The 22,873-nt window shown below is 61.4% G+C and carries 15 protein-coding genes; 11 read left to right on the top strand and 4 right to left on the bottom strand.

Annotated features, from left to right (window positions below; all coding sequences use genetic code 11):
* The first annotated feature begins 344 nt into the window (after nucleotides 1–344).
* Nucleotides 345–1,661: an OprD family porin gene (locus C9990_RS29955; protein WP_065899631.1), complete on the top strand. Its 1,317-nt coding sequence runs from the start codon at nucleotides 345–347 to the stop codon at nucleotides 1,659–1,661.
* Between the two features lie 60 nt (nucleotides 1,662–1,721).
* Here the strand turns inward: C9990_RS29955 and C9990_RS29950 are convergent, their stop codons facing one another.
* Nucleotides 1,722–3,863 carry a M48 family metallopeptidase gene (locus C9990_RS29950; protein WP_106805428.1) on the bottom strand — a complete coding sequence of 714 codons (2,142 nt, stop codon included), beginning with the start codon at nucleotides 3,861–3,863 and terminating at the stop codon, nucleotides 1,722–1,724.
* Between the two features lie 199 nt (nucleotides 3,864–4,062).
* On the opposite strand from C9990_RS29950, the gene C9990_RS29945 reads away from it, so the two are divergent.
* Nucleotides 4,063–4,278 (top strand): 4-oxalocrotonate tautomerase family protein, encoded by a 216-nt coding sequence (locus C9990_RS29945; protein WP_065899633.1) that lies wholly within the window; start codon nucleotides 4,063–4,065, stop codon nucleotides 4,276–4,278.
* Nucleotides 4,275–4,976: an SDR family NAD(P)-dependent oxidoreductase gene (locus tag C9990_RS29940; protein ID WP_065899634.1), complete on the top strand. Its 702-nt coding sequence runs from the start codon at nucleotides 4,275–4,277 to the stop codon at nucleotides 4,974–4,976. The genes C9990_RS29945 and C9990_RS29940 overlap by 4 nt, the downstream gene beginning before the upstream one ends.
* A 122-nt stretch (nucleotides 4,977–5,098) precedes the next feature.
* Here the strand turns inward: C9990_RS29940 and C9990_RS29935 are convergent, their stop codons facing one another.
* The gene (locus tag C9990_RS29935; RefSeq protein ID WP_106805427.1) at nucleotides 5,099–6,046 is read right to left on the bottom strand and encodes a FecR domain-containing protein; all 948 of its coding nucleotides are present in this window, start codon (nucleotides 6,044–6,046) and stop codon (nucleotides 5,099–5,101) included.
* On the bottom strand, nucleotides 6,046–6,546 hold the full coding sequence (locus C9990_RS29930; protein WP_106805426.1) for a sigma-70 family RNA polymerase sigma factor: 501 nt from the start codon (nucleotides 6,544–6,546) through the stop codon (nucleotides 6,046–6,048). The genes C9990_RS29935 and C9990_RS29930 overlap by 1 nt, the downstream gene beginning before the upstream one ends.
* Nucleotides 6,547–7,039: 493 nt before the next feature.
* Between C9990_RS29930 and C9990_RS29920 the strand changes: the two genes are divergently transcribed.
* The 8 genes from C9990_RS29920 (at nucleotide 7,040) to pelG (ending at nucleotide 20,201) form a co-directional block, all read left to right on the top strand.
* Entirely contained in the window at nucleotides 7,040–7,972 is a 933-nt protein-coding gene (locus C9990_RS29920) for an NAD-dependent epimerase/dehydratase family protein (protein ID WP_065899641.1), read from the top strand.
* A gap of 63 nt (nucleotides 7,973–8,035) precedes the next feature.
* Entirely contained in the window at nucleotides 8,036–10,849 is a 2,814-nt protein-coding gene (locus C9990_RS29915) for a bifunctional glycoside hydrolase 114/ polysaccharide deacetylase family protein (RefSeq protein WP_106805424.1), read from the top strand.
* Nucleotides 10,827–14,435 carry a tetratricopeptide repeat protein gene (locus C9990_RS29910; protein WP_106805423.1) on the top strand — a complete coding sequence of 1,203 codons (3,609 nt, stop codon included), beginning with the start codon at nucleotides 10,827–10,829 and terminating at the stop codon, nucleotides 14,433–14,435. Before C9990_RS29915 ends, C9990_RS29910 begins: the two co-directional genes overlap by 23 nt.
* Before the next feature lie 26 nt (nucleotides 14,436–14,461).
* On the top strand, nucleotides 14,462–14,980 hold the full coding sequence (locus tag C9990_RS29905; RefSeq protein ID WP_065899648.1) for a penicillin-binding protein activator LpoB: 519 nt from the start codon (nucleotides 14,462–14,464) through the stop codon (nucleotides 14,978–14,980).
* A 5-nt stretch (nucleotides 14,981–14,985) separates the two neighbouring features.
* Complete coding sequence (locus C9990_RS29900) at nucleotides 14,986–16,353, top strand: PelD GGDEF domain-containing protein (RefSeq protein WP_256595144.1); 1,368 nt, start codon at nucleotides 14,986–14,988, stop codon at nucleotides 16,351–16,353.
* Entirely contained in the window at nucleotides 16,331–17,326 is a 996-nt protein-coding gene (locus tag C9990_RS29895) for a HEAT repeat domain-containing protein (RefSeq protein WP_065899654.1), read from the top strand. Before C9990_RS29900 ends, C9990_RS29895 begins: the two co-directional genes overlap by 23 nt.
* Entirely contained in the window at nucleotides 17,316–18,830 is a 1,515-nt protein-coding gene (gene pelF, locus C9990_RS29890) for a GT4 family glycosyltransferase PelF (protein WP_065899655.1), read from the top strand. Before C9990_RS29895 ends, pelF begins: the two co-directional genes overlap by 11 nt.
* Nucleotides 18,831–20,201, top strand: a complete 1,371-nt coding sequence (gene pelG, locus C9990_RS29885; RefSeq protein ID WP_065899656.1) for an exopolysaccharide Pel transporter PelG — start codon at nucleotides 18,831–18,833, stop codon at nucleotides 20,199–20,201. It abuts the gene before it with no gap.
* A 162-nt stretch (nucleotides 20,202–20,363) separates the two neighbouring features.
* On the opposite strand, the gene C9990_RS29880 is transcribed toward pelG, so the two are convergent.
* Nucleotides 20,364–22,673: a TonB-dependent receptor gene (locus C9990_RS29880; RefSeq protein ID WP_256595143.1), complete on the bottom strand. Its 2,310-nt coding sequence runs from the start codon at nucleotides 22,671–22,673 to the stop codon at nucleotides 20,364–20,366.
* Nucleotides 22,674–22,873: the final 200 nt, after the last annotated feature.

Below are 22,873 nucleotides of genomic sequence, written 5' to 3'. Positions count from 1 at the left end.
TGCGTTATCTATTCCCAAATGTATCGGCTTTGAAATATGTTACTAAATGTGTTTCAGAGGTCGCCAAAGGCGATTTTTTGTCGTTTACAGAGCGGCAATAGGCCTTTGCTTAGAATTATTTCGCCTAAATACAGACGATTCACGAAATTGACACATAGTTCAACGCGCGACTAGGATTGCGCCCAACGCCTGTGGCTAACCGCCATGACTCATCCAATAAAAAAGGCCCGCGGCAGTTAAGTCGTCCGCGGGCTTTCTTTTTTCCTGGAAAAGTCGACACCAGAAAAGCGACACGGAGCCTGGTGTCACAGCGCGTACTCAACCAGTAATAAGGAATATAAGAAATGTTGAAGCAACGGATGGGTCTGATCGCTCTGGGGATTTTGAGCGCCACTCAGGCAATGGCCAACGACCAGGAGCAATCCAAGGGTTTTGTTGAAGACAGCCACCTGAACATCGCAGCACGTAACGCCTACATCAGCCGTGACTACAAGAACGGCAAGCAAGATAAAGCCGAGTGGGGCCAAGGCTTCATCGGTAAGTTGGAGTCCGGCTTCACCCAAGGCACCGTCGGTGTGGGTGTGGACGTCATCGGCCAATACGCTATCCGTCTGGACGGTGGTAAAGGTCGCGCCGGCGCGGGCGGCATCGACTTCTTCAAGCAGGGCAATGGCACCACCAACCCTGATGGCAGCAACAACCCAGGCTCGGCACCGCACGACCTGGCCAAAGGCGGCGCTGCCGTGAAGTTCCGCGTTTCCAACACTGTGCTCAAGTACGGTGATCAGTTCCCGGCCGTGCCTGTACTGCAGTACGACAACTCCCGTCTGTTGTCGGAAACCTACACCGGTACGTCGATCGTTTCCAAAGAGATCGCCGGTCTGCAACTGGACGCAGGTCACTTCACCAAAGAAGCGCGCAAGAGCATGGAAGGCACCGACAGCGGTCGCCTGAAAAGCATCGACTACATCGGTGGTAGCTACAAATTCACCGAAAGCCTGTCGGCTGCGCTCTACGCTTCCGACATGCAGGACGTGCTGAAGAAGCAATACGTCAACGTCAACTACGTGCTGGCCCTGCCAGAGAAGCAGTCGCTGACCTTTGACTTCAACGGCTACAAAACCAAGCTGGACAAGAGCTTCGCCCTGGAAAACCAGAAAGACGAAGACGCCCGCGACAACAAAATCTGGAGCCTGGGCGCCACGTGGGCTGTCGGCCCGCACAGCTTCACTCTGGCTCACCAGCGCAGCACCGGCGACACCGGCTACCTGTATGGCGGCTACCGCAACGCTGGCGGCATCGGCGACGGCGGCAACACCATCCTGCTGGCCAACTCCTACTGGTCCGACTTCAACGGCAAGGACGAGCGTTCGTGGCAAGCAGCCTACGGTATCGACTTCGCTACCTTCGGCGTGCCTGGCCTGAGCTACAACGTTGCCTACGTGCGCGGTACCAACATTGACGACGGTTCCAACCGCGGCAATGGCACTGAGCGTGAAATCTTCAACCAGTTCAAATACGTCGTTCAGAGTGGCCCGGCCAAAGACCTGAGCCTGCGTGCGCGTGCGTCCTGGTTGCGTGTTTCCAGCAACGCCGACCAGTACAACGTAGGCGGTAACGAAATCCGTCTGTTCGCCGACTACCCGATCAACGTTTTCTAATTGATCTGGCGTCGCGCCTGATCCAAGGCGATAAAAAACCCCGACTGGTTCGGGGTTTTTTTATGCCTGCGCAGAATCCTCCCGGCTCTGCAGGACCTTGCGTGCAACAGACGCATTGACGTAGTCGAGCATCAGCCTCAGGCCCTCATAGGGTTCGATCTTCTGGTTGTCGATACACAGCTGCGCCATCTGCAGCAGCACTTGGCGTTTCTTCTTGTTGATCCGCGCGCCGGGCACACCAAACGCGGTCTTGCGCCGCTCAGGCAAGGGCGCATCCGGCTTCAACTCCAGCGTTACCCAGATGCCCTGCATGAACTGCAGCGAGACATCGGCGATGTGCTCGATCGGCACCGGCTGCTTCAGGTTGGCGAAGACAAAATGCTCCGGCGTCAGGCGCAAGGCGACCTGCGCTGCGCGTTTGTACCGCCGCACGCCCAGCCCCAGGAATATCAGCGCGACGCAACCGACGGCGGCGCCCACGCCGATTGCCGACAACGGCGTGCCTTTCAGGCGCTCCGGGGCCAGCCAGGGGCGGGCCATTATCCACAGGGCGAACAGCACGAAGGGTATCGTCAACACCGCCATCAAGACGCCGCGCCATGCGCCGCCTTCATGCAGTGCGCGTTCGCCATCTGTCGAAACGACCAGGGTTTCCAGCAGATGAGTGTGCACGGCGTTCTCGGCGACGGCCACCTCGAGCAGATCGCGAGACAGTTGCTCGCGCAGCGTCTGTGGCGCGCTGAAAAAACCATCGATTTGCCCATTCGCCGCGGCGGCGTCGACGAGGCGGGTGGCGGTGCGCAGCGCCTCGTCCAATGGCACCTCAAGCGCCTGCAGGCGTTCGCCATTGGACGGGTGGGAATCGGTCGGATGCGGCTGATGAATCTCCAGTGCTTCAGGCGGCAGATGCAATTCGCAACCGCTCAGCGCGGTGAGCACGGCGCGGGGCAGGTCTTCTTCTGATGCGGCGTCACATAACGCCAGCAGCGATTCCTCGACGTGGGCATGCAGCACCGACACCCGCAACAGGGCCGACGCCGCTGCGCGATTGCCGGCCACGCGCGCGCCGGCGGCATCCGCCAGCAACTCGCGTTCGCGGCTCCAATGATTCACCGCGTGATCAAAGTGCTGCATGAAAAACACGCCGAACAGAAATGATGGGCGCATCAGCCAGCCCTGGATCAGGTCGCTCGCCAGCAGAGTTTGCAGCAAAGCCTGCAGGCTGCGATTGACGCCGTCATAGATCGGCACAAAGCGCAGGCTGTAGTCGGTGTCTTCGCCGGCAAAGTGCGCCAGTTCATGGCCGATCACCGCGCCGATTTCGGCGCGGCTCAGCAAGCCTAGGTGCAGCAGCGGCACGTGCAGGGTGCGCCCAGTCAAGCGGGTCTGTGCCGGCAGCACACTGGCCTCGCTGGACGTCACATAAAAGCCTTGGGCCAGGCTCACGACGATATGGTCCGGCGCCAATGCACCCAGTGTGCTCGAAAGCTCATTCACCTGGCGCCACAAGGCCGGCGCCTGTTCGGGCGTCACCACGGCGCCGAACATCTCCAGCGGTTCGGGCTTGAACATGCCCAGCATGTGCCGCAACTGCTTGAGCAATAGCCAGATCGAATACACGCAGAACGCCGCGACCACCCCCAGCACTGCCATCAGCTTGATTTCACCGCTGCCCAGCCGGCCGACATGCCACATCGCCAAACTTTCATAGCTCAAGGCGAGGGCGACCGTTGCCGCCATCGCCACCACATGGCTGACCAATACGTAGGGCAGCAAGCGGCTGCCGAGGGTGAACGCCTGCAAGAGTTTGTCCCGCGACTGCTGCGCCCGTTGCCCGGCCCACTGCGTGCCGAGCAGCGCCGCGAGGCCAATCAAGGCCGCCAGCAGCCCGAGGCCGATCACCCACGGTGCCAACGCTCGCAGTGCACGGTTGATGTGATGGGCGGTGGGCAGTTCGGCTTCGATCTTGTCCAGCCGCGAGAGCGCCAGTTGCACGCGGATTTTTTCTTTGCCGAGGTCGACGGTCGCGTCCGGGTCTTGCGCCGCCAGCGCCAGCAGTTGCTGCTTGGCGATGCCGACATTGAGGTGATAGTCGATCACCGCGTTGCTGCTTTGGGCAGCGCGCTGGTGCTCCCAACCGCCGAGTGCGGCCAACAGCAGCGGGAAAATCACCAGTAGAAAGGTCAGCTTCAGGGCGTTCATGGGAGTCCGTTCACAACGCGTGGGCTTCGGTTATACCGAAAAATACGCCAGCGAGGATAGAGCAATACGGCGCTGTTGATCCATTACACCGCGTCACTAATGAAGTACCCAGCCCCACCTTTATCCGCTCAAGGCGCACGCCTAAATTGGCCCCACTGCCAGCCCATCACCCCGATGGCCGGCGACTGGAGCCATTGCCATGCCCTTTGTCAGCCTGCGCATCACCCGAGACGGCGTTACCCCGGAGCAAAAAGCCCAGGTCATCGCCGAGTTCACCGAAACCCTCGAACGCGTCCTGCACAAACGCCCGGACCTGACCCACATCGTCATCGAAGAAATCGACACCGATAACTGGGGCTACGCCGGCATCACCACCACTGAGTACCGCAAATCCATTACCGGAGCATCATCATGAGTAAAGTCGTTATCGTTACCGGCGCTTCCCAAGGCATCGGCGCCGCCGTGGTCCAGGCCTACCGCGCCCTCGACTACCGCGTGGTCGCCACCTCGCGTTCGATTCAGCCGTCCACCGACCCGAACATCCTCACCGTCGCCGGTGACATCGGCGACTCCGCCACCGCCCAGCGCGTCATCCGCGAAGCGCTGGCAGCCTTTGGGCGCATCGACAGCCTGGTCAACAACGCCGGTATCTTCATCGCCAAGCCTTTCACCACGTACACCCAAGAAGACTACGCCAATGTGCTCGCGGTGAACCTCAACGGCTTCTTCTACATCACCCAACTCGCCATTGCCGAGATGGAAAAACGTGGCGCCGGCCATATCGTCAGCGTCACCACCAGCCTGGTCGACCATGCCGTCGACGGCGTGCCTTCGGTGCTCGCCAGCCTCACCAAGGGCGGGCTGAATTCTGCGACCAAGTCGCTGGCGATTGAATACGCCAAGCGCGGGATCCGGGTCAACGCAGTGAGCCCGGGGATCATCAAGACGCCGATGCACGCCGAGCCCACCCACGCGGCACTCGGGAAGTTGCACCCGATGGGGCATATGGGCGAAGTGAGTGACATCGCCCAGGCGATTATCTATTTGGAGCAAGCGGCATTCGTGACCGGCGAGATTCTGCATGTGGACGGCGGGCAAAGTGCCGGGCACTGAGTGCGCTGATTTGAGTCAATGACGCCCGCCGACTAGTCTCGATGGCGGGTACCGCTGCACAAAACCTTCCACCGACTGTTCGGGATGAGATCAAAATCGGCAAGGCTGCGCGCGAACAGTTTTCAGGCGGGTTCGATGCTGACCCAATAGCGGGTCAGGTAGCGCACCCTTACCGGCAGGGTTTTGCTCAGGTTCTCCAGCACGGTGTCGGTGTCGTCAATGCGGAACGCGCCGGAAATGCTCAGGTCCTGGACCTGCGGCGCGCAACGCAGCACGCCTGGGCGGTAACGACCCAACTCGGTGACGAAGTCGCCGAGGCGCCAATCGTCCACGCTCAACATGCCGCGAACCCATGCCGCCGAGCCGGGAGGCAGAGGGCGCGCGTTTTCAAGCGCATCGTGATCGAACGTGACCTGTTGGCCGGCCTCCAGGCGCAACGCCTGTTCTGGTTGGCGGCGCGGGCGGACTTCAACGGCGGCCTCCAGCACACCAACGTGGGTGCTGTCTTCCAATTGGCGAACGCTGAACTGGGTGCCAAGCGCCTTGATCGTGCCGTCGCCGGTGCTGACGATGAGCGGGCGCCGGGCAGGGTCCTTGGCGGTCTGCACCAGGATTTCGCCCTCGTACAGCTGGATCAGCCGCTGGTGGGCGTCGAAGCGGATATCCAGCGCCGTGCCGGTGTTCAACTCCAGTTGCGTGCCATCGTCGAGCCTCAGCGAGCGCCGTTCCCGGGTGTGGGTGCGGTGTTGTGCGAGCACCGCGCGATACGGCACCTGTTCCACCGCCAGCCACGAACAGCCACCTACCGCGAGCAGCATGCCGAGAATCTTCAATACAGCGCGACGTTGTTTCTGCGCCGCGCCCAGACCGGAAAGCGCCGCCTGGCGAGGCATCTTCGCCCACTGCTGCTGCAGCGCCTCGACCCGTGCCCACGCCGCCGCGTGTTGCGGGCTGGCCTGCAACCAGGCCTGCCAGGCGTGGGTGCGCGCCTCATCCGGCGTACCGTCATTGAGCTGCACGTACCAGGTGGCGGCGGCCTCCAGCGTCTTGAGGTCCGGCGGTGTAGCCATCAGGTTTCGACCAACAACAGGCATTGGGTCATGGCGCGAACCAGGTGATTTTTCACCGTGGTCACCGACACCCCGAATCGCTCGCCAGCCGCTACGTAATTCAAGCCTTCCAACTGCACCGCGAGAAAAATCTCGCGTGTGCGCGTGCCCAACCCATCCAGCAGCGTGTCGATGGACACCAGCATCTCAATGATCGACAAGCGCACCTCCGGCGACACCTCCACCGGCTCCGGCCGCAGCGCCAAGGCCTGCAGGTAAGCCTGCTCGATGGCCCGGCGCCGGGATTTATCGATCAGCAACGAACGCGCAATCGCACTCAGATAGCCGCGCGGCTCACGGATGGGCGTAGTGTGGCGGGCCGTCATCACCCGTACGAACGTGTCCTGCGCCAAGTCGGACGCATCCGCAGCATTCCCCAGGCGCACCCGCAACCAGCCCTTCAGCCAACTGTTGTGTTCGCTGTACAGCTGGTGAAGTGTTGAAGGATCGAGGGTCGACATGAGCGTGCCACCGAAGTGTAAATGGTAATGGCTCTCATTATTGTGATGGCACGTTTATTAGGCAAGGCCTTTGAATGTTCTTTTAGAACGTTCGGTACTATTAAAATGTCGGTCTTTTACAACTTTCCGCTCGTACGTATCCGCACTTTCCCGCGACTGAACTCGTTAGCGAACGCCCTCCATGGCTCCATTTATGTCGTCAAATAAGTGACGTTTTTGCGCAAAAAATGCCGTTGGGCGGCAGATAAGACAAAGCGTTGACAGTTTGATATTCATCCAACATTATTCGCGACGGTTTTGATGGCTCTAAGCCATTAAAATGACATTAATGACGCGCGTTCGTCCCGCTGTGGTTTTTCAAGATAAAGGGATATGGCGGCTCGGATTCAAACGGTCCGGCGGCGTCGGCCAGAGTTAACTAATAAACGCTGTCACTTTATTTAGCAGGCTCGCTTCTACACGCCTGCGCTCGAGTCTTTAGGAAGAAAACTACATGGCTGTTGGACGAATTCTGGTTACGGGTGGTGCAGGTTTCATTGGTTCACATCTGGTAGATGCTTTGCTTGGCAAAGGCTACAAGATTCGCGTACTCGATAACCTCTCGACCGGCAAGGTGACGAACCTGCCCGTCGACAATGCCGACCTCGAACTGGTCGTCGGTGACGTGGCGGACAGCGCCGTCGTTGACCAGGCCATGCGCGACTGCAGCGCCGTCGTACACCTTGCCGCAGTGGCGTCGGTGCAGGCGTCGGTAGACGATCCTGTCGCCACCCACCAAGCCAACTTCGTCGGCACCCTCAATGTCTGCCAGAGCATGCTCAAGGCCGGCGTGAAGCGCGTGGTGTTCGCCTCCAGCGCCGCGACCTATGGCAACAACGGCGAAGGCACGGCCATCACCGAAGACACCCCCAAGTCGCCACTGACCCCTTATGCCAGCGACAAGTTGGCCAGTGAGTACTACCTGGACTTCTATCGCCGCGAGCACGGCCTGGAACCGGTGATCTTCCGTTTCTTCAATATCTTCGGCCCGCGCCAGGATCCTTCCTCGCCGTACTCCGGTGTGATCAGCATCTTCACCGAACGCGCGTTGGCCCGTAAGCCGATCACGGTCTTTGGTGACGGCGAGCAGACGCGCGACTTCGTCTATGTGCAGGACCTGGTCAGCATCCTGGTCCAGGCCGTGGAGACCCGCAAGCCGGCCCCTGAAGCCATCAACGTCGGGCTTAACCGCGCGACCAGTCTCAATGACCTGATCGCCGAACTGGGCAAGGCCACGGGCACCCCGCTGAACGTGACTTACCAGGCGCCACGCCAAGGTGACATTCGCCATTCGCGCGCCAACAACACCCGTTTGCTGGAACGCTTTGCACTCCCGGAACCGACCTCCATCGGCCAGGGTCTGGCGCAGCTTTTGCGAAGTTTGTAACTCGCCGGTCACCCTGTCCGTCGTTAACGCAGTATTGGCTCAGTCATTTTTCAAGAGTGAATTATGGAAATCGTTTTCCGCAGGACGCGTGTCCGCGTGATCGCTGAGCGGCTATTAGCTGCTCTTGCCCTGTTCGTCGGCGGGCCAGCGGTCCAGGCTGCTGTGTTACCCCAGCCAGCCAGCGTGGCTTTCTGGTACGCCGACCAGCCGCCACTGCCAGAGTTGTCGCAATTCGACTGGGCCGTGGTCGAGCCAGGCCACATGACACCGGGCGATGTGAAAACCTTGCGGACCCTGGGCAGCCAGCCGTTTGCCTACTTGTCCGTTGGGGAGTTCGACGGCAACAAGGCGGAAATCGAAAAGGCCGGGCTGACCAAAGCTGTTTCGCCGGTACGCAACAATGCCTGGGACAGCCAGGTCATGGACCTCACTTCACCCGCCTGGCGCGAGCATTTGTTTGGCCGTGCGAAGGCGTTGGAAGCCCAGGGTTATGCCGGTCTGTTTCTCGATACGCTCGACAGTTTCCAACTCGTGACCGCAGCCTCCCGTGAAGCCCAGCGCGTTGGCCTGGCCAGCCTGCTGCGGGAATTGCACAAACGTCAGCCCAAGCTGAAGCTGTTCTTCAACCGTGGTTTCGAAGTACTGCCCGAACTGGACGGCGTCGCCGCTGCCGTTGCGGTCGAGTCAATCCACGCCGGCTGGGATGCCGCCGCCAAGCGTTATCGCCCGGTATCGGAGTCCGACCGCGCGTGGCTGGAAACACACCTGCAACCGCTGCGTGCCAAAGGCATCCCGTTGGTCGCGATCGACTACCTGCCGCCGGAGCGCCGCGAAGAAGCCCGCACGCTGGCCAAGCGTCTGCGCGACGAAGGCTTCATCCCGTACATCAGCACCCCGGACCTCAACACACTGGGCATCAGCAGTATCGAAGTGCAGCCGCGCCGTATCGCGTTGATCTACGATCCGCGTGAAGGCGCGATGGAAGACGCCGCCGGCCATACCAACCTTGGCGGCCTGCTCGAATACCTGGGCTACCGCGTCGACTACCTGCCGGCCGACAGCAATCTGCCGCTCTACAGCTTCAGTGGCCTGTACGCCGGCGTGATCACCTGGATGACCAGCGGCCCGCCGCAGGATGCCCCGGCGTTCAACCGTTTCCTCAATGCGCGCCTCGACGAGCAGGTTCCCGTGGTGTTCTTCAGCGGGCTGCCGGTCGAAGACAAGCTGCTGCTCAAGCGCCTGGGCCTCAAGCGCGATGCGCCGCCGGCGACACAGGTGTTGACCGTCACCCATCAGGACAAGGCCCTGCTCGGCGCTTTTGAAGCCCCTGTAGTGCCGCGCTCCCGTGACCTGGCCGCGGTCTCGGTACTGCCCGGCGGCCCGATCCCGGCGCTGTCGTTGAAAGGCGTCGGTGGCGACGTATTCACGCCGGTAGTAGTGGGCAAATGGGGTGGCCTGGCCCTCGCGCCTTATATCCTGGAAATCAACAACGAGCGCAGCCGCTGGATTCTCGATCCCTTTGCGTTTCTCCAGGCCAGCCTGCGCCTGCCGAACCAGCCGCGCCCGGACACCACCACCGAAAATGGCCGTCGCATCGCGACCGTGCACATTGATGGCGACGGCTTTCCTTCGCGTGCCGAAGTACGCGGCACGCCTTACGCCGGGCGTCACACCCTGGACGACTACATCAAGCCCAACCCGTTCCTGACGTCGGTGTCGATCATTGAAGGGGAAATTTCGCCGCGTGGCGCGTTCCCGTTCCTGGCACGCGAACTGGAGCCGATTGCGCGCGAGATCTTCGCCAACCCGAAAGTTGAAGTGGCCACCCACACCTTCAGCCACCCGTTTTTCATGCAGCCGAACAAAGCCAAGAAACGCGAAAATTTCAACGCGGAATACGGCATGAACATGAAGATCGCCGGCTACGACAAAATTGATTTTCGCCGTGAAATCTTCGGCTCGCGCGACTACATCAACCAGAACCTGACCACCCCGCAAAAGCCGGTGAAGATGGTGTTCTGGCCAGGTGACGCGCTGCCATCGTCCGACACGATCAAACTGGCCTACGACGCTGGCTTGAAAAACGTCAATGGTGCCGAAACCATCATGACCAAGGCCAACCCGTCGCTCACGGGCCTCAACCCGCTGCTGCGACCGACCCCGGGCGGGCTGCAATACTACGCGCCGATCATCAACGAAAACCTCTACACCAACTTGTGGAAGGGGCCGTATTACGGTTTCCGCGAGTTGATCGAGACCTTCGAACTCACCGACAGCCCCCGCCGCCTGCGCGGGCTGCATCTTTACTATCACTTCTACTCCAGCACCAAGCAGGCTTCGATCAAGGCCATGCATGAGATCTACGGCTACATGCGCGATCAGCAGCCGATGTCCTTGTGGATGAGCGATTACGTCGACCGCCTGCACGGCTTGTACCAGGCGAGCCTGGCGCGAACCGCTGACGGGGCCTGGCAGATCCGCGGGATGGACGCGCTGCGCACCGTGCGCCTTGACGCGCAAATGGGCTGGCCGGACCTGCTCCAATCCCAAGGCATCGCCGGTGTGCGCGACTTGCCGCAAGGGCGCTATGTGGCGCTGAGCAGCGACAAGGCCTTGCTGGTGCTGCGCCCGGATCGAGACCCCAGGCCCGCCCTGGAGGAGGCAAATCTGCCGTTGCTTGACTGGCGCTACGTCGATGCAAATCGCGTGAGCTTTGCGTTTGCCGGTCAGTTCGACCTGACCTTCTCCGTACGCTCGGCGACGGCGTGTCGCGTGGAAGTCGATGGACAGCGTTTCGCGGGCAAGGCGTCAGCCGGCCTCTGGACTTTTCAATTACCTATGAAGCAGGTGAGTAATGGTCAGCTCCTCTGCAACTAAAAATAGCCGCCTGCTCAATCCTTGGGCATTGGCGGTAGTCGCGGTCGCCGTGGGCGGCCTGCTGTGGGCGACTTTCCAGCGCGAAGAAGTCTTCCAGCCGGATGGGCGCCAGCCGGACGCAGTGTCGGCCAACTACGCCGAGCTGCTGCTGACGGCCCACCCGGATGACGACCACCTGCGCCTGCAGCTGGTTGATTTGCTGATTCGCCTCGGTGACTACACCAAGGCGCGCCAGCACCTGGAGGCCTGGCCCAAGCCGCAGCCGGAAACCCAGGCGTACTATCGCCTGGAACTGGATGCACTGGTCGCGGCCAGCAGCAACGACCTGATTGCGCAGCAGGCGCTGGTCGAGCGCCTGGAAACATTCGATCACCGCAAACTGGCGGTGCCACAGCTGCAGAACCTGGCGAAGCTGGCGCTGACATTGCAGGCACCGGCATTTGCTGCCAGCGTGTTCGAAGAGATCTCCGCGCGCGATCCGGCGCAGCGCAGTGAATCACTCAAAGCCGCTGCGCAGTGGTTCATGGCCGGTGAAAAACCCGCGCGTGCCGCGCAGATCTACCTGCAACTCAAACGCGATGCCCAGCAACCGGCCGAGCGACGCGAGTACGCACAACTGGCGTTCAACAGCCTGTTGTCGGCAGGCCAAGATGAGCAAGCCGCACAGGTGCTCTCCGATGAGTTGCCCGACCTCACCAACCCGCAGACCGATCCGGCATGGCTGGAGCAGGGCGTCGATGTCGCCGTGGCGACCAAGCATTACGACCTTGCGCAGCGCGTGCTCCAACAGTGGCGCGTGCTGCAGCCGGACAACCCGAAAATTGCACTGAAAGAATTCCACGTGCGCCTGGCCATCAATGACCTGGCCGGTGCCTGGGAAACCGGCCAGCAATTGACCGTCGATTACCCGGATGACACCGAGCTGCTCGAGCAAATGGCCCGCCTCGGTGAATGGCGCGGCGATAACGAAGCGGCGCTGGACTACTGGGTTCGCCTGCTCAAGCTCAAGGAAGACCCGGCCACCCGCGAACACGCCTGGCGCCTGGCCAGCCAACAGTTCGACTTTGACCGCTCGATCCCGTTGCTTGCCGAGATCATGCAACAGCGCGCACTCACCGATATCGAGCTGGATGCCTTGATCTACGGTCACGAATCGCGCGGTACGCCGGCCGAGGCCGAAGCCTGGTTGCGTACGTACCTGCGCAAATACCCTTCGCACCGCCTGGCCTGGACCCGCCTGCTGCAAAACCTGGAAAACACCGGGCAGTTCGCCGCCAAAGGCAAGCTCTACAAGGACTACGCCAAACGCTACAAGCTGACCACGGCCGAACAGGTCGACTGGGCCAGCACCCACATGAAGCTGTTCGAAGAGCAGGCTGCGTGGGACGTGGTCAAGGTGGATGATCCCTCCATTCAGGATCCGGAGTACTGGCACACACGTGCCGCACTGGCTTGGGACCTGGAGCGCGATGAGGATTTGCGTGTGTCGCTGGAGCGCCTGCTCGCCATCAACGGCAAGTTGGTCAGCGGCGACGAGAGTCAGTTGATCTCCCTGTATCGCGTCAGCAACCCCCAGCGCGCGCTGGAGTTGATGGTTGCCAGCTGGCACCGCGCCCAGGATCCTCAACGCCTGGTCGAAGCCCTGCAGCTCGCCCAGGAATTGCAGGACTGGGACCAAGTGATCGCCTTGCTGGATGACGCCCGCAAATACCCGCAGGCCTACGAGCAAGCCCAGGTCCTGGCCGTGCGTGGCGCGCTGGCTATCGAGCAGGGCGATACGGCCGAGGCCGAGCGCCTGTACCTGCTCGGCCTGTCAAACTACCCGGATGACAACCTGTTCCGCGAGCGTCTGACCTGGCTGTATGTCGACCAGGCCGACACCGCCAAGCTCAAGCCACTGCTGACCAAGTGGCGTGCCTATGCGCGTGAAGACCGCTTGCTGTGGCTGCCATTTGCAAGCGCCAGCCAGTTGCTGGGGCGCGACACCGAGGCCTTGGCGTGGTACCGCATGTACCTCAAGCTCACCCCGAACGACTGGCTGGTGCAAGCGGCCTACGCCGACGCACTGGACACCGCCGGTTACCAGGACGCCGCCCAGCGCCTGCGCTTGAAGCTGCTGCGTAACCCTGAGGCCGATAACCTGCAACCTTCGTCCCAGCGTTATGCGATCTGGCTGCGGTTGATGTCCAGCAGCTACTCGCCTCGCAAGGCGCAGCAGGAATTGTTGAAGTGGAAGGACGGTTCGCCGTCGATGAAGCAGATGTGGTTCGAGCGTCTGCTGGCCCGCCTGGACGCGACCAACCAGGAGGCGCAGAAAGACCAGTGGTTGGAGTGGGCACGCAGCCAAGGCTTGAAGGTCGATCGCTACGAGCAGATCCAGGAAGCCCTGCGCAGCCGCAACAAGGCCCAGGTTGAAACCCTGCTGGCCAGCAGTGACTTGAACCCGGCCCAGCGCTCCCAAGCGCTGAGCCGTCTGGGGCGCACCAACGAAGCCCTGGACACGAGCCTGTCCGCCCTCGGCGACGACCAGCCGTCTTCAGTGAACGAGCAACTGCGTCGCCAGGCCGTGGAAATTCACGAAAGCACCCCGCAAGGCGCGTTGCTGTCCTATCAGAAGCAGGATTTCGGTGGCCTGTCGTTTGACTCGCCGCGCCTGGAAATCGCGCATAACCTGGGCGACAACTGGTACGCCGACCTTGAAGCCGAGCACGGTAACTACAAGGGCGACGACATCATCTCGTCCCGGATCGGTGATGAGAGCAATGCCGCCCTGACCCTGGTTCGCTCGGTGGAAAACGGCAGTTGGAAGCTCTTCGCCGACACCAGCCAGCGCAAGGACGATGACCGTAACGGCCTGGGCCTGTCGCGTATGTGGCAATTGGGTAACAGCCACCAGATCGAGACCGGCCTGGACTGGCATCGCAAGAGTGACGACAGCGGCCTGATGCGTGCTTTCGGCCAGCAGGACCGCGCCTGGGTGGGTGGCCGTCACGGCCTGACCGCACGCGATCAGTTGAGCTGGGAAGTGGCGCAGCGGTCGTTCTCGACCCGCGCGGGTGACTCGCTGGGGACTGGTCAGGCGTTGAAGCTGGAACTCAACCACACGCTGGAGTTCGCCGGGCCTAACTGGACGGTGCGCAGCGGCCTGGATTACCAGAAAAACAACGTGAAGGATCGCAACCTGGACTACCTGTCCAGCCGCAATGGCGGCGCCGTCAAGATCACGCCTCAGTCGACCGACCCTGACACCGGCCAGCTTGATCCTCTCGATGTCGACACCGTGACCGGCGCCGACCTGCTGCAAAGCCGCTATGGCCAGCTCTACGTCGGCACTTCGTGGCGTCGTGGCATACCAGGCGCACTGGTGCGCAGCAAGCCGCAATACACCTGGCTGGTGGACATGACGGCGGGCTGGCAATGGACCGATCAGACTTTCAACTACGGCATCAACACGGGCATCGGGTTTGAAGTGCTGGGTGATGACGAACTGGCCCTGACCTTCGGTTACCAATCTGCCCCACAGGGCGGGGATGGCAAGTCCGGCGGCACACTGGGCATGAGCTACGGCGTGCGTTTCGGGCGCTGATTACAGAATCTACGGGAGAAAAACCTATGCAAGCAATTCGTACACTGAGCCTGGCCCTGACAGTACTGTTCGTCGCCGGTTGCTCGAGCTTCACCAGTGAAAACAGCCCGAACCTGTCGCGCAGTGCGAAATGGGGCATCGTGCCGATGGTCAACTATTCCCAGACCCCGCAAGCCGGTGAGCGCAGCGAGCAGATCCTGCTCAGCGTCCTCAGCAGCCACGGTCTGCAGCCTCGCGTCTACCCGACCACTACCCAGGGCGAACAAGCGCTGATGGATGACAACGAGCGCCTCACCGGCGCCCTCGAGTGGGCCCGCGACCAGAAGCTCGACTACGTCGTTGCAGGCAGCGTCGAAGAGTGGCAATACAAGAACGGCCTGGACGGCGAGCCAGCGGTCGGCATCAGCCTGCGCGTGCTGGACGCCAAGGACGGTACCGTGCTCTGGAGCAAGAGCGGCGCGCGCGCCGGCTGGTCCCGTGAAAGCCTGGCGGGCAATGCTCAGACGGTAATCGACAAACTTGTTGGCGCCCTTCGGTTCGAGTGAACGCAATGAATTCTCCACACATGGATTACAGCCTGGCGCCCCGCGCCAGCGGGCCGGTGTCTTGGCTGGAAACGCTGATAGTGACGGGTGCCGCGATTGGCCTCGGCCTCTGGCTGACTCCCGAAGACCCGTTGCAGATGCACGGTGGTTTCCCTTGGGTAATCCTGGCGCCGCTGCTGTTAGGTGTGCGTTACGGTTTTGTACGCGGCTTGTTCAGCGCAGGTCTGCTGGTAGTGGCGTTATTTGTGCTGCGCTACACCGGGCATGCAGGCTACACCGAGCTTGAGCCGTCGTTTATCGTCGGCGTGCTGGTGTGCGGGATGCTCGTGGGTGAAGTTCGCGACCTGTGGGTGCGCCGCCTGGAGCGTCTGCAGATGGCCAACGAGTACCGCCAGTACCGTCTTGATGAGTTCACCCGCGCTCACCAGATCCTGCGGGTTTCCCATGACTTGCTGGAGCAGCGCGTCGCTGGCAGCGATCAGAGCCTGCGCAGTTCGTTGCTGGGCCTGCGCGAGAAGCTGCGCAGCATGCCGATCGAAGGCGATGCCTTGAGCGACCTGGCCGAGCCGATCGTGGCGATGCTGGGCCAGTACGGTGCCCTGCGCGTTGCCGGGCTGTACCGTGTCGATGAAAGCGAAAAAAATGTGCTGCCCGAGGCCTTGGCCATGATCGGCGTGATGGGCCCGTTGGGCACCGACGACGGTCTGATCACCCTGTGCCTGGAACGTGGCGAGCTGGTCAGCGTGCGTCAGGACCTGATCGACTCCGGCAACTCCGCGCAGTTCTCATCGCTGCAGGCATGCATCCCGCTGATCGACGCCGAAGGTCGCCTGCTGGCGGTCCTGGCTGTCCGGCAGATGCCGTTCTTCGCGTTCCAGGACCGCACGCTGAGCCTCCTGTCGTTGCTCGCCGGCCACATCGCCGACCTGTTGCGCCGCGATCCGCAAGTGCTGCGCCTGCCCGATGCCGACGCGCAGCAATTCACCTTGCAGCTCAAGCGCTCGCTGGTGGATGCGGAGCAGCACACGTTGCCGGCCGGCCTGTTCGCGTTTGAGATGACGCGCCCCAACGACGAGTTGACGCGTTTGATGGAGCGCAGCCAGCGTGGTCTCGACCTGCACCTGCCGGTTCGCAACAACCGCGATCATCCTTTGCTGTTGGTCCTGTTGCCGCTGACCAGCCCGGAAGGCACCCAAGGCTACCTGGCGCGTATCGGCCTGTTGCTGCACGAGCACTTCGGCATCGACACCGATTTTGACAGCCTGGGTGTGCGGGTAATGCCTTTCAACCTGGAGCCTGGCTGTGACCGCAACGGGCTGCGTAACTTTCTTCACAACGAGTGTGGCCTGAATGATCAGCAAGTGGCTGTTTAGCGGAGCCTTGTTGTTAGAGGCGGGCAGCTGGGCCAGTTTGTGGCTCAATGCGCCGGAGTTGCATCAACTGCTGGTGTTTATCTTCAGCCACGGCCTCGCCTGCCTGATGCTGTGCGCTGCCGTGTGGCGGATGCTGCCGGCGCGCTACCGTGCACCGCTTCCCTGGAGCCCGCTGTTCATTTTCTGCCTGGCATTCTTCGTGCCGGTCATCGGTACCTTGGGCGTGGTGGCGGCAATCTTCCCGGCGCTGTACCTGCCGCGCAAACGCGACCGCCAGGCCTGGCAGGCTGTCGGCATTCCGGGCCTGCCGTTCCGTGCGCAGGCACAGACACGCACGCCGATTTTTGCCGATGGCGGCCTGCAGGATGTGTTGCGTCACGCGCCCGACCCGGACCAGCGCCTGGCAGCCTTGCTGGCGACGCGGCGCATGCCCGGCAAGGACGCGGTGCCCATCCTCAAATTGGCCCTGGGCGATCCGAGTGACGACGTGCGCCTGTTGGCGTACTCGATGCTCGACAAGCAGGAAAGCGACATCAACCTGCACATCCAGATGGCCCTGGAGCAATTGGCCGGCGTGAGCCCACGCATGGCAGGCCCGGTGCACAGCATGCTGGCGCGCTGGTATTGGGAGCTGGCCTACCTCGGCCTGGCCCAGGGCAGTGTGCTCGAACACGTCCTCAATCAAGCCAGTGAACACGCCGAGCAAGGTTTGGCCGCGGGCGAGGGCGGCGAGCTGCTGCTGTTGGCGGGACGTATCGCGTTGGAGCGCGGCGAGAACGAGCGGGCTGAAGCGCTGTTGCACGAGGCCGAGCGAAATGGCCTGGGCGCCGCGCAATTGCTGCCGTTTCATGCAGAGCTGGCGTTCGAAGCCGGTCGTTATCACGAAATCCCTGGGTTGCTCGCCAGCCTTCCCGAGAAAACCCGCCAGCGTCCACCGTTCGCTGAGCTGGTGAGGAGCTGGAATGAATCATAAGGAAGCGACACCCACCGCTGATATCTGTCTGTTGCTGGAAGGCACCTGGCCGTACGTGCGCGGCGGGGTATCGAGCTGGATTCACCAGATGATCCTCGGCCTGCCGGAGCTGACCTTTTCGGTCATGTTCATCGGCGGCCAGCGCTCGGCGTACTCCTCGCGACGCTATGAAGTGCCGACAAACGTGGTGCACATCGAAGAAGTCTTCCTTGAGGATGCAACCCATCCCGCCAACCAGCGCGGTAAGCCACGCGAGGCCGACCCGCAGCAGTTGGCCGACCTGTATCGCTTCTTGCACCACCCGGACGCGCCCCCGCGCGAGCTGGGCGAGCGCATGCTCAATTGCATCGCCGAAGGGCACATGACCCTCGACGATGTACTGCGCAGCCGCGCCAGTTGGGAGACCCTCAGCGAAGGCTATCGCCAGCATTGCGCCGACCCCTCCTTCGTCAATTATTTCTGGACCCTGCGCTCCCTGCAGTCGCCGTTGCTGATGCTCGCCGAAGCTTCGCGCAAGATGCCGCGTGCGCGGGTGCTGCACTCGATCTCCACCGGTTACGCGGGGCTCCTGGGCTGCATCCTCAAGCATCGCTGGGGATGTCCTTACCTGCTCAGCGAGCACGGCATCTACACCAAGGAGCGCAAGATCGACCTGGCCCAGGCCACGTGGATCGCCGAAAGCTCCGGCCAGGCGCTCAACCGCAGCCTCGATGGCGGTTCGGGGTATATCCGCACGCTGTGGGTACGCTATTTCGAACGCATCGGCCAGTTGGCCTACAACAGCGCCGACAACATCATTGCCTTGTATGACGGCAACCGTCAGCGTCAGATCAAGGACGGCGCCGACCCGAGCCGCACGCAGTTGATCGCCAATGGCATCGACCTGTCGCAGTGGGCAAAGGCCTTGGAATCCCGCGAGCCGGGCATTGCGCCGGTGGTGGGGCTGATTGGACGGGTGGTGCCGATCAAGGACGTCAAGACCTTCCTGCGGGCCATGCGCGGTGTGATCAGCGCCATGCCACAGGCCGAGGGCTGGATTGTCGGCCCTGAAGAGGAAGACCCCGAGTACGTCAGCGAATGCCGCAGTTTGATGGCCAGTCTGGGGCTTGAAGGCAAGGTGCACTTCCTGGGCTTCCAGCGCATTCAGGACATCCTGCCCAAACTGGGCCTGATGGTGCTGACCTCGATCAGCGAGGCCCAGCCGTTGGTGATCCTCGAAGCCTGGGCCGCCGGCACACCGGTGATCAGCAGCGACGTCGGTTCGTGTCGAGAATTGATCGAAGGCGGCAGCGCCGAAGACCGTGACCTTGGCCTCGCCGGCAAAGTGGTGGCGATCGCCGACCCACAAGCCACCTCGGCGGCGATCCTCGAACTGCTGCGCAGCCCGGAACGCTGGAAGGCCGCACAGGCCAGCGGGCTCTTGCGGGTCCACCGTTACTACACCGAAGCCTTGATGCTGCAGCGCTACCGCGACCTGTACCAGGCAGCCATGGAGAACAATTAAATGGCCGGTATTGGCTTCGAACTGCGCAAGATTCTTTCGCGCGACTCATACACCGCAACCCTGCACGCCTACGTGTATGCGGGCTTGATCAGCTCCGGGCCGTGGGTGTTGTCGATCATCAGCGTGATGCTGGTGGGGATCATCAGCCTCGGCCTGTTGTTGCCCAACTCACTGGTCGGGCAGTTCCTGGTGACGGTGACCTACCTGATGGCCAGCTCGCTGATCCTCACGGGTGGGCTGCAGTTGTTCTTCACCCGCTTTGTGTCCGACCAATTGTTCGAGCAACGCTACGAGCAAATCCTGCCGAACCTGTTGGGCATCCTGTTGATGGTCACCGTCGGCGCCGGCGTACTGGGTGTCATCGTGCTGGCGCTGCTGTTCGATCAGCCCCTGATCTACCGCGTGCTGGTACTGTCGAACTTCGTGGTGCTGTGCAACCTGTGGCTGGTGATCATCTTCCTCTCGGGGATGAAAAAATATAACCGCATCCTGCTGGTGATGGTGGTGGGTTACGCGCTGATGGTGGCGAGTGCCTGGTTGCTGAGCTTCCTGAAGATGCCCGGCCTGTTGCTGGCGTTGTTGATCGGGCACGGCAGCCTGCTGTTCCTGTACCTCTACGACATCCTGCGCGAATACCGTGCCGAGAAAATGATTGCCTTCGATTTCCTCAATCGTCGCAACGTGTTCCTCAGCCTGCTGGTCACCGGGTTCTTCTACAACTTCGGCATCTGGGTCGACAAGATCCTGTTCTGGTTCAACCCCGGCACTTCCAACGCCGTCATCGGACCGCTGCGCGCTTCGATCCTGTATGACATGCCGATTTTCATCGCGTACCTGGCGATCATCCCTGGCATGGCGGTTTTCCTGGTGCGCATCGAAACCGACTTCGCCGAATGGTACGACCGGCTGTTCCGCGCCATCCGCGACGGCGAGACCTTGCAGCACATCGGTTCGCTGAAAACCGAAATGACCCTGTCCATTCGCCAGGGCCTGCTGGAAATCTGCAAGGTCCAGGGCCTCACCGTGGTCCTGCTGTTCCTCTTCGCGCCGCGCTTGCTCGAGTGGATCGGCATCTCCAGCTACTACCTGCCACTGTTCTACATCGACCTGATCGGTGTGAGCATCCAGGTGGTGTTCATGGCGCTGCTCAACGTGTTCTTCTACCTCGACAAACGTCGCGTGGTATTGGAGCTGTGCGTACTGTTCGCCGTGTTGAACGCCGGCCTGACCCTCCTCAGCATGCACCTGGGCCCGAGCTTCTTCGGCTACGGGTTCACACTGTCGTTGCTGGTGTGTGTCCTGCTGGGGCTGGCGCGCCTGTCGTCGGCGCTGGAAGACCTGGAATATGAGACGTTCATGCTGGCGCGTTAAGCGCTTTTGCGGGTGATAAAAAAGGGCACTTGGCGGTTAGGCAAGTGCCCTTTTTGTTGCCTGCGGCTTATTGCTCGGCGCTGCCGGGGTGGACAGCGCCTGAGGGCATGTTGCGGCGCACTCCTGCCCAGGCAGGATGTTGTCATTCTCGGAGGATGTAGCTTACATGCTCCACTTCATGGTCACGGCCACGTTACGCGGGTCGCCGAAGATGTTTGCGCCCGCCGGGTTACTGATGCTCTGGTAGTAGTGCTTGTCGAACACATTGTTCAGGTTGGCTTGGACCTTGAGGTTTTTGTTCACGTTGTAGCCGGTCATCAGGTCGACGATGCTGTAGCCGCCCTGCGATACGCCGTAGGTTGTGTATGTGCTGCTCTGGCTGCGGAATGAGCCGCCGATCGACCATTTTTCGAGGTCGCCCGGCAATTGATAGGTGGTGGACAGCTTGAGCAGGTTGTATGGCGTATCGCTGTCGAAGCGACCGCTGCCGCCCTTGACGTTCTTGGCGCCGGCGTAGGTGTAGCCGGCGGAGGCCTGCCAGCCACGGGCAAGCATGCCTTGCAGTTCAAGGTCGACGCCTTTGGTTTCCACTTCACCGGAGGCCACGGAGCAGGAAGCAACACCCGGTGCACAGGCATCAAGCCCTTGGGCGAGATTTTCCTGGTTCAACTGGAAGTAGGCCAGGCTAGCATTCAGCGCCCCGTCAAAGTACTCGCCCTTGATCCCCACTTCACGGTTGGTACCCGTGACCGGCGGCAGAAGGCTGCCCTGGAAGTCCACGTTGGCTTGCGGCTGGAAGATTCTGGTCCAGCTGGTGTACACCGAGTAGGTATCGTTTATGTCGTAGATCAGGCCGGCATAGGGGGTGTATTCGCGCGTAGCCTTGTAGTCGGCGCCGAACGTGTAGTCGCCGGAAATAGTGTTCTGTTCGTATTCATACCAATCCAGGCGTGAACCGAGGATCAATTTCAGGTCGTCGCGCAGATGGAAGCGCACGGTGGCGTAGGTGCTGTATTGATCGACCTTGCCCTTACGAGACCAGTTGTAGTTGATGGCCGGTTTTTCTACGCCGTGATAGTCGAAGTTTGATGGGTCGAGCACGATGTTTGGGTCATTGAGGAAACCACCGCCGGGGCCATCGTCGGTTTTATCATTGCGATAGCTGCCACCGAGTACCAGTTCGTGGGTCGCACCAAACAGGGTGAAGGGGCCGGAAACGTAGCCGTCGACGCTTTTTTGTGTGTGCTGGTAGGTGTAGCGGCCCACGTTCAGGTTCAACTGATCTGCACTGGGGTCCAGTCGATAGAAACTGGTGCCCAGCATGTCCAGGTCGCCTCGCAGCCACGTGGTATTCAGGCGCAGTTTCCAGTCGTTGTCGAAGCGGTGCTCAATTTCTGCAAATGCGCTGGTGTTTTTCTTGTTCCAGTAGGTCCAGTTCGGGCTCATGCGCGTCGAGCGGGATATCGGCAGGAACGTGCCATTGGCCCTGGTCGGGATGCCCGACCAGTCGGCTCCCGGGTTGTCTTCACGGTTGTAGTACGCACCGAGGGTCAGGGTCGTGGCTTCGCTCAGGTCAAATTCGGTGATGCCGTACAACAACTGGCGCTTGCTGCTGTAGCCATCGGTAAAGCTGTCTTTGTCCTGGAAGGCACCGACCACGCGGCCTCTGATCGAACCGACAGAATTGAGTGCGCTGCTGGCATCGATTTCGGTGCGGTAGTTGTCCCACGAGCCGGCGCCCAAGGTGACTGAAACTTGCGGCTCGACGGTGGGGCGCTTGCGGATCAGGTTGAGGGTGCCGGAGGGGTTGCCGGCACCGAGCATCAGGCCCGACGCACCGCGCACGACTTCAACCCGGTCGAACATCGCCAGGGTCGACGTGCCAAGGGTGTCGCTGTCATACGCGACTGGCAGTCCGTCAATCATGATGTTGTCGATGGCGGAACCGCGGGAATAGAACTCTGGGCGCTCGCCACCGGTTTTGCGCATGGTCAGGCCTGGGGTGTGAGTCGAAATGTCCTCCAGAGACTGCATGTTCTGGTCATCCATGCGTTGACGAGTGATTACCGTGACCGACTGCGGCGTCTCGCGCATGGAGGTGGCCAGTTTGGTCGCGGTACTCATGGAGCCGGTGGTGTAGGATCCGCTCCCCTCTGTCGTCGTTCCCAGCGATTGGCCCGTGACACTCGTCGCGCCAAGCACCACCGTGGTTCCGTTATTGGCAGGGATCAACACGTAGCCACCATTGCTCTGACGCTGCGCTTGTAACCCGCTGTTCGCCAGCAAGCGCATCAGTCCCTCCTCGACGCTGTACACGCCAGTCAGGCCCGCCGTAGTCAGACGGCGGGTTTGCTCGGTATCAAATGAAATAGTCACGCCCGCCTGCACTCCGAACTGGGTCAGGGCAGTGCCAAGCAGGCCTGAGGCGATCTGGTAGGACGTCTGGCTTTGCGCCAAAACTGGCGTGGACATTAGCGCCAGCCCCGACAGACTCGCGAGGCTCAGTCCAAAGAGGGCCAAGCGAACCGGGCGGGTCATTGAAGTCTTCGCATAGAGGGGAAGCAGGGGCATTCGTTGATCCTTCCGTTGTCATGGCAGAAAGTCGCCGTCATCGCGGCTTGTGTCATTGACGGATGAGAATCAAAATCAGCAAGGTGACTCGTTAAACATTT

It is taken from the genome of Pseudomonas sp. S5D5 (assembly GCF_003013355.1).
Lineage (GTDB): Bacteria > Pseudomonadota > Gammaproteobacteria > Pseudomonadales > Pseudomonadaceae > Aquipseudomonas > Aquipseudomonas aylmerensis.
This window is presented reverse-complemented; position numbering and strand designations above follow the sequence as displayed.

What these genes read in the sequence shown, in the direction of transcription:
- C9990_RS29895 (WP_065899654.1), top strand. Translation starts at nt 16,331, where the DNA reads ATGATCAGCAAGTGGCTGTTTAGCGGAGCCTTGTTGTTAGAGGCGGGC.
- pelF (WP_065899655.1), top strand. Translation starts at nt 17,316, where the DNA reads ATGAATCATAAGGAAGCGACACCCACCGCTGATATCTGTCTGTTGCTG.
- C9990_RS29920 (WP_065899641.1), top strand. Translation starts at nt 7,040, where the DNA reads ATGGCTGTTGGACGAATTCTGGTTACGGGTGGTGCAGGTTTCATTGGT.
- C9990_RS29940 (WP_065899634.1), top strand. Translation starts at nt 4,275, where the DNA reads ATGAGTAAAGTCGTTATCGTTACCGGCGCTTCCCAAGGCATCGGCGCC.
- C9990_RS29945 (WP_065899633.1), top strand. Translation starts at nt 4,063, where the DNA reads ATGCCCTTTGTCAGCCTGCGCATCACCCGAGACGGCGTTACCCCGGAG.
- C9990_RS29910 (WP_106805423.1), top strand. Translation starts at nt 10,827, where the DNA reads ATGGTCAGCTCCTCTGCAACTAAAAATAGCCGCCTGCTCAATCCTTGG.
- C9990_RS29930 (WP_106805426.1), bottom strand. Translation starts at nt 6,546, where the DNA reads ATGTCGACCCTCGATCCTTCAACACTTCACCAGCTGTACAGCGAACAC.
- C9990_RS29950 (WP_106805428.1), bottom strand. Translation starts at nt 3,863, where the DNA reads ATGAACGCCCTGAAGCTGACCTTTCTACTGGTGATTTTCCCGCTGCTG.
- C9990_RS29915 (WP_106805424.1), top strand. Translation starts at nt 8,036, where the DNA reads ATGGAAATCGTTTTCCGCAGGACGCGTGTCCGCGTGATCGCTGAGCGG.
- pelG (WP_065899656.1), top strand. Translation starts at nt 18,831, where the DNA reads ATGGCCGGTATTGGCTTCGAACTGCGCAAGATTCTTTCGCGCGACTCA.
- C9990_RS29955 (WP_065899631.1), top strand. Translation starts at nt 345, where the DNA reads ATGTTGAAGCAACGGATGGGTCTGATCGCTCTGGGGATTTTGAGCGCC.
- C9990_RS29880 (WP_256595143.1), bottom strand. Translation starts at nt 22,673, where the DNA reads ATGTCCACGCCAGTTTTGGCGCAAAGCCAGACGTCCTACCAGATCGCC.
- C9990_RS29905 (WP_065899648.1), top strand. Translation starts at nt 14,462, where the DNA reads ATGCAAGCAATTCGTACACTGAGCCTGGCCCTGACAGTACTGTTCGTC.
- C9990_RS29900 (WP_256595144.1), top strand. Translation starts at nt 14,986, where the DNA reads ATGAATTCTCCACACATGGATTACAGCCTGGCGCCCCGCGCCAGCGGG.
- C9990_RS29935 (WP_106805427.1), bottom strand. Translation starts at nt 6,046, where the DNA reads ATGGCTACACCGCCGGACCTCAAGACGCTGGAGGCCGCCGCCACCTGG.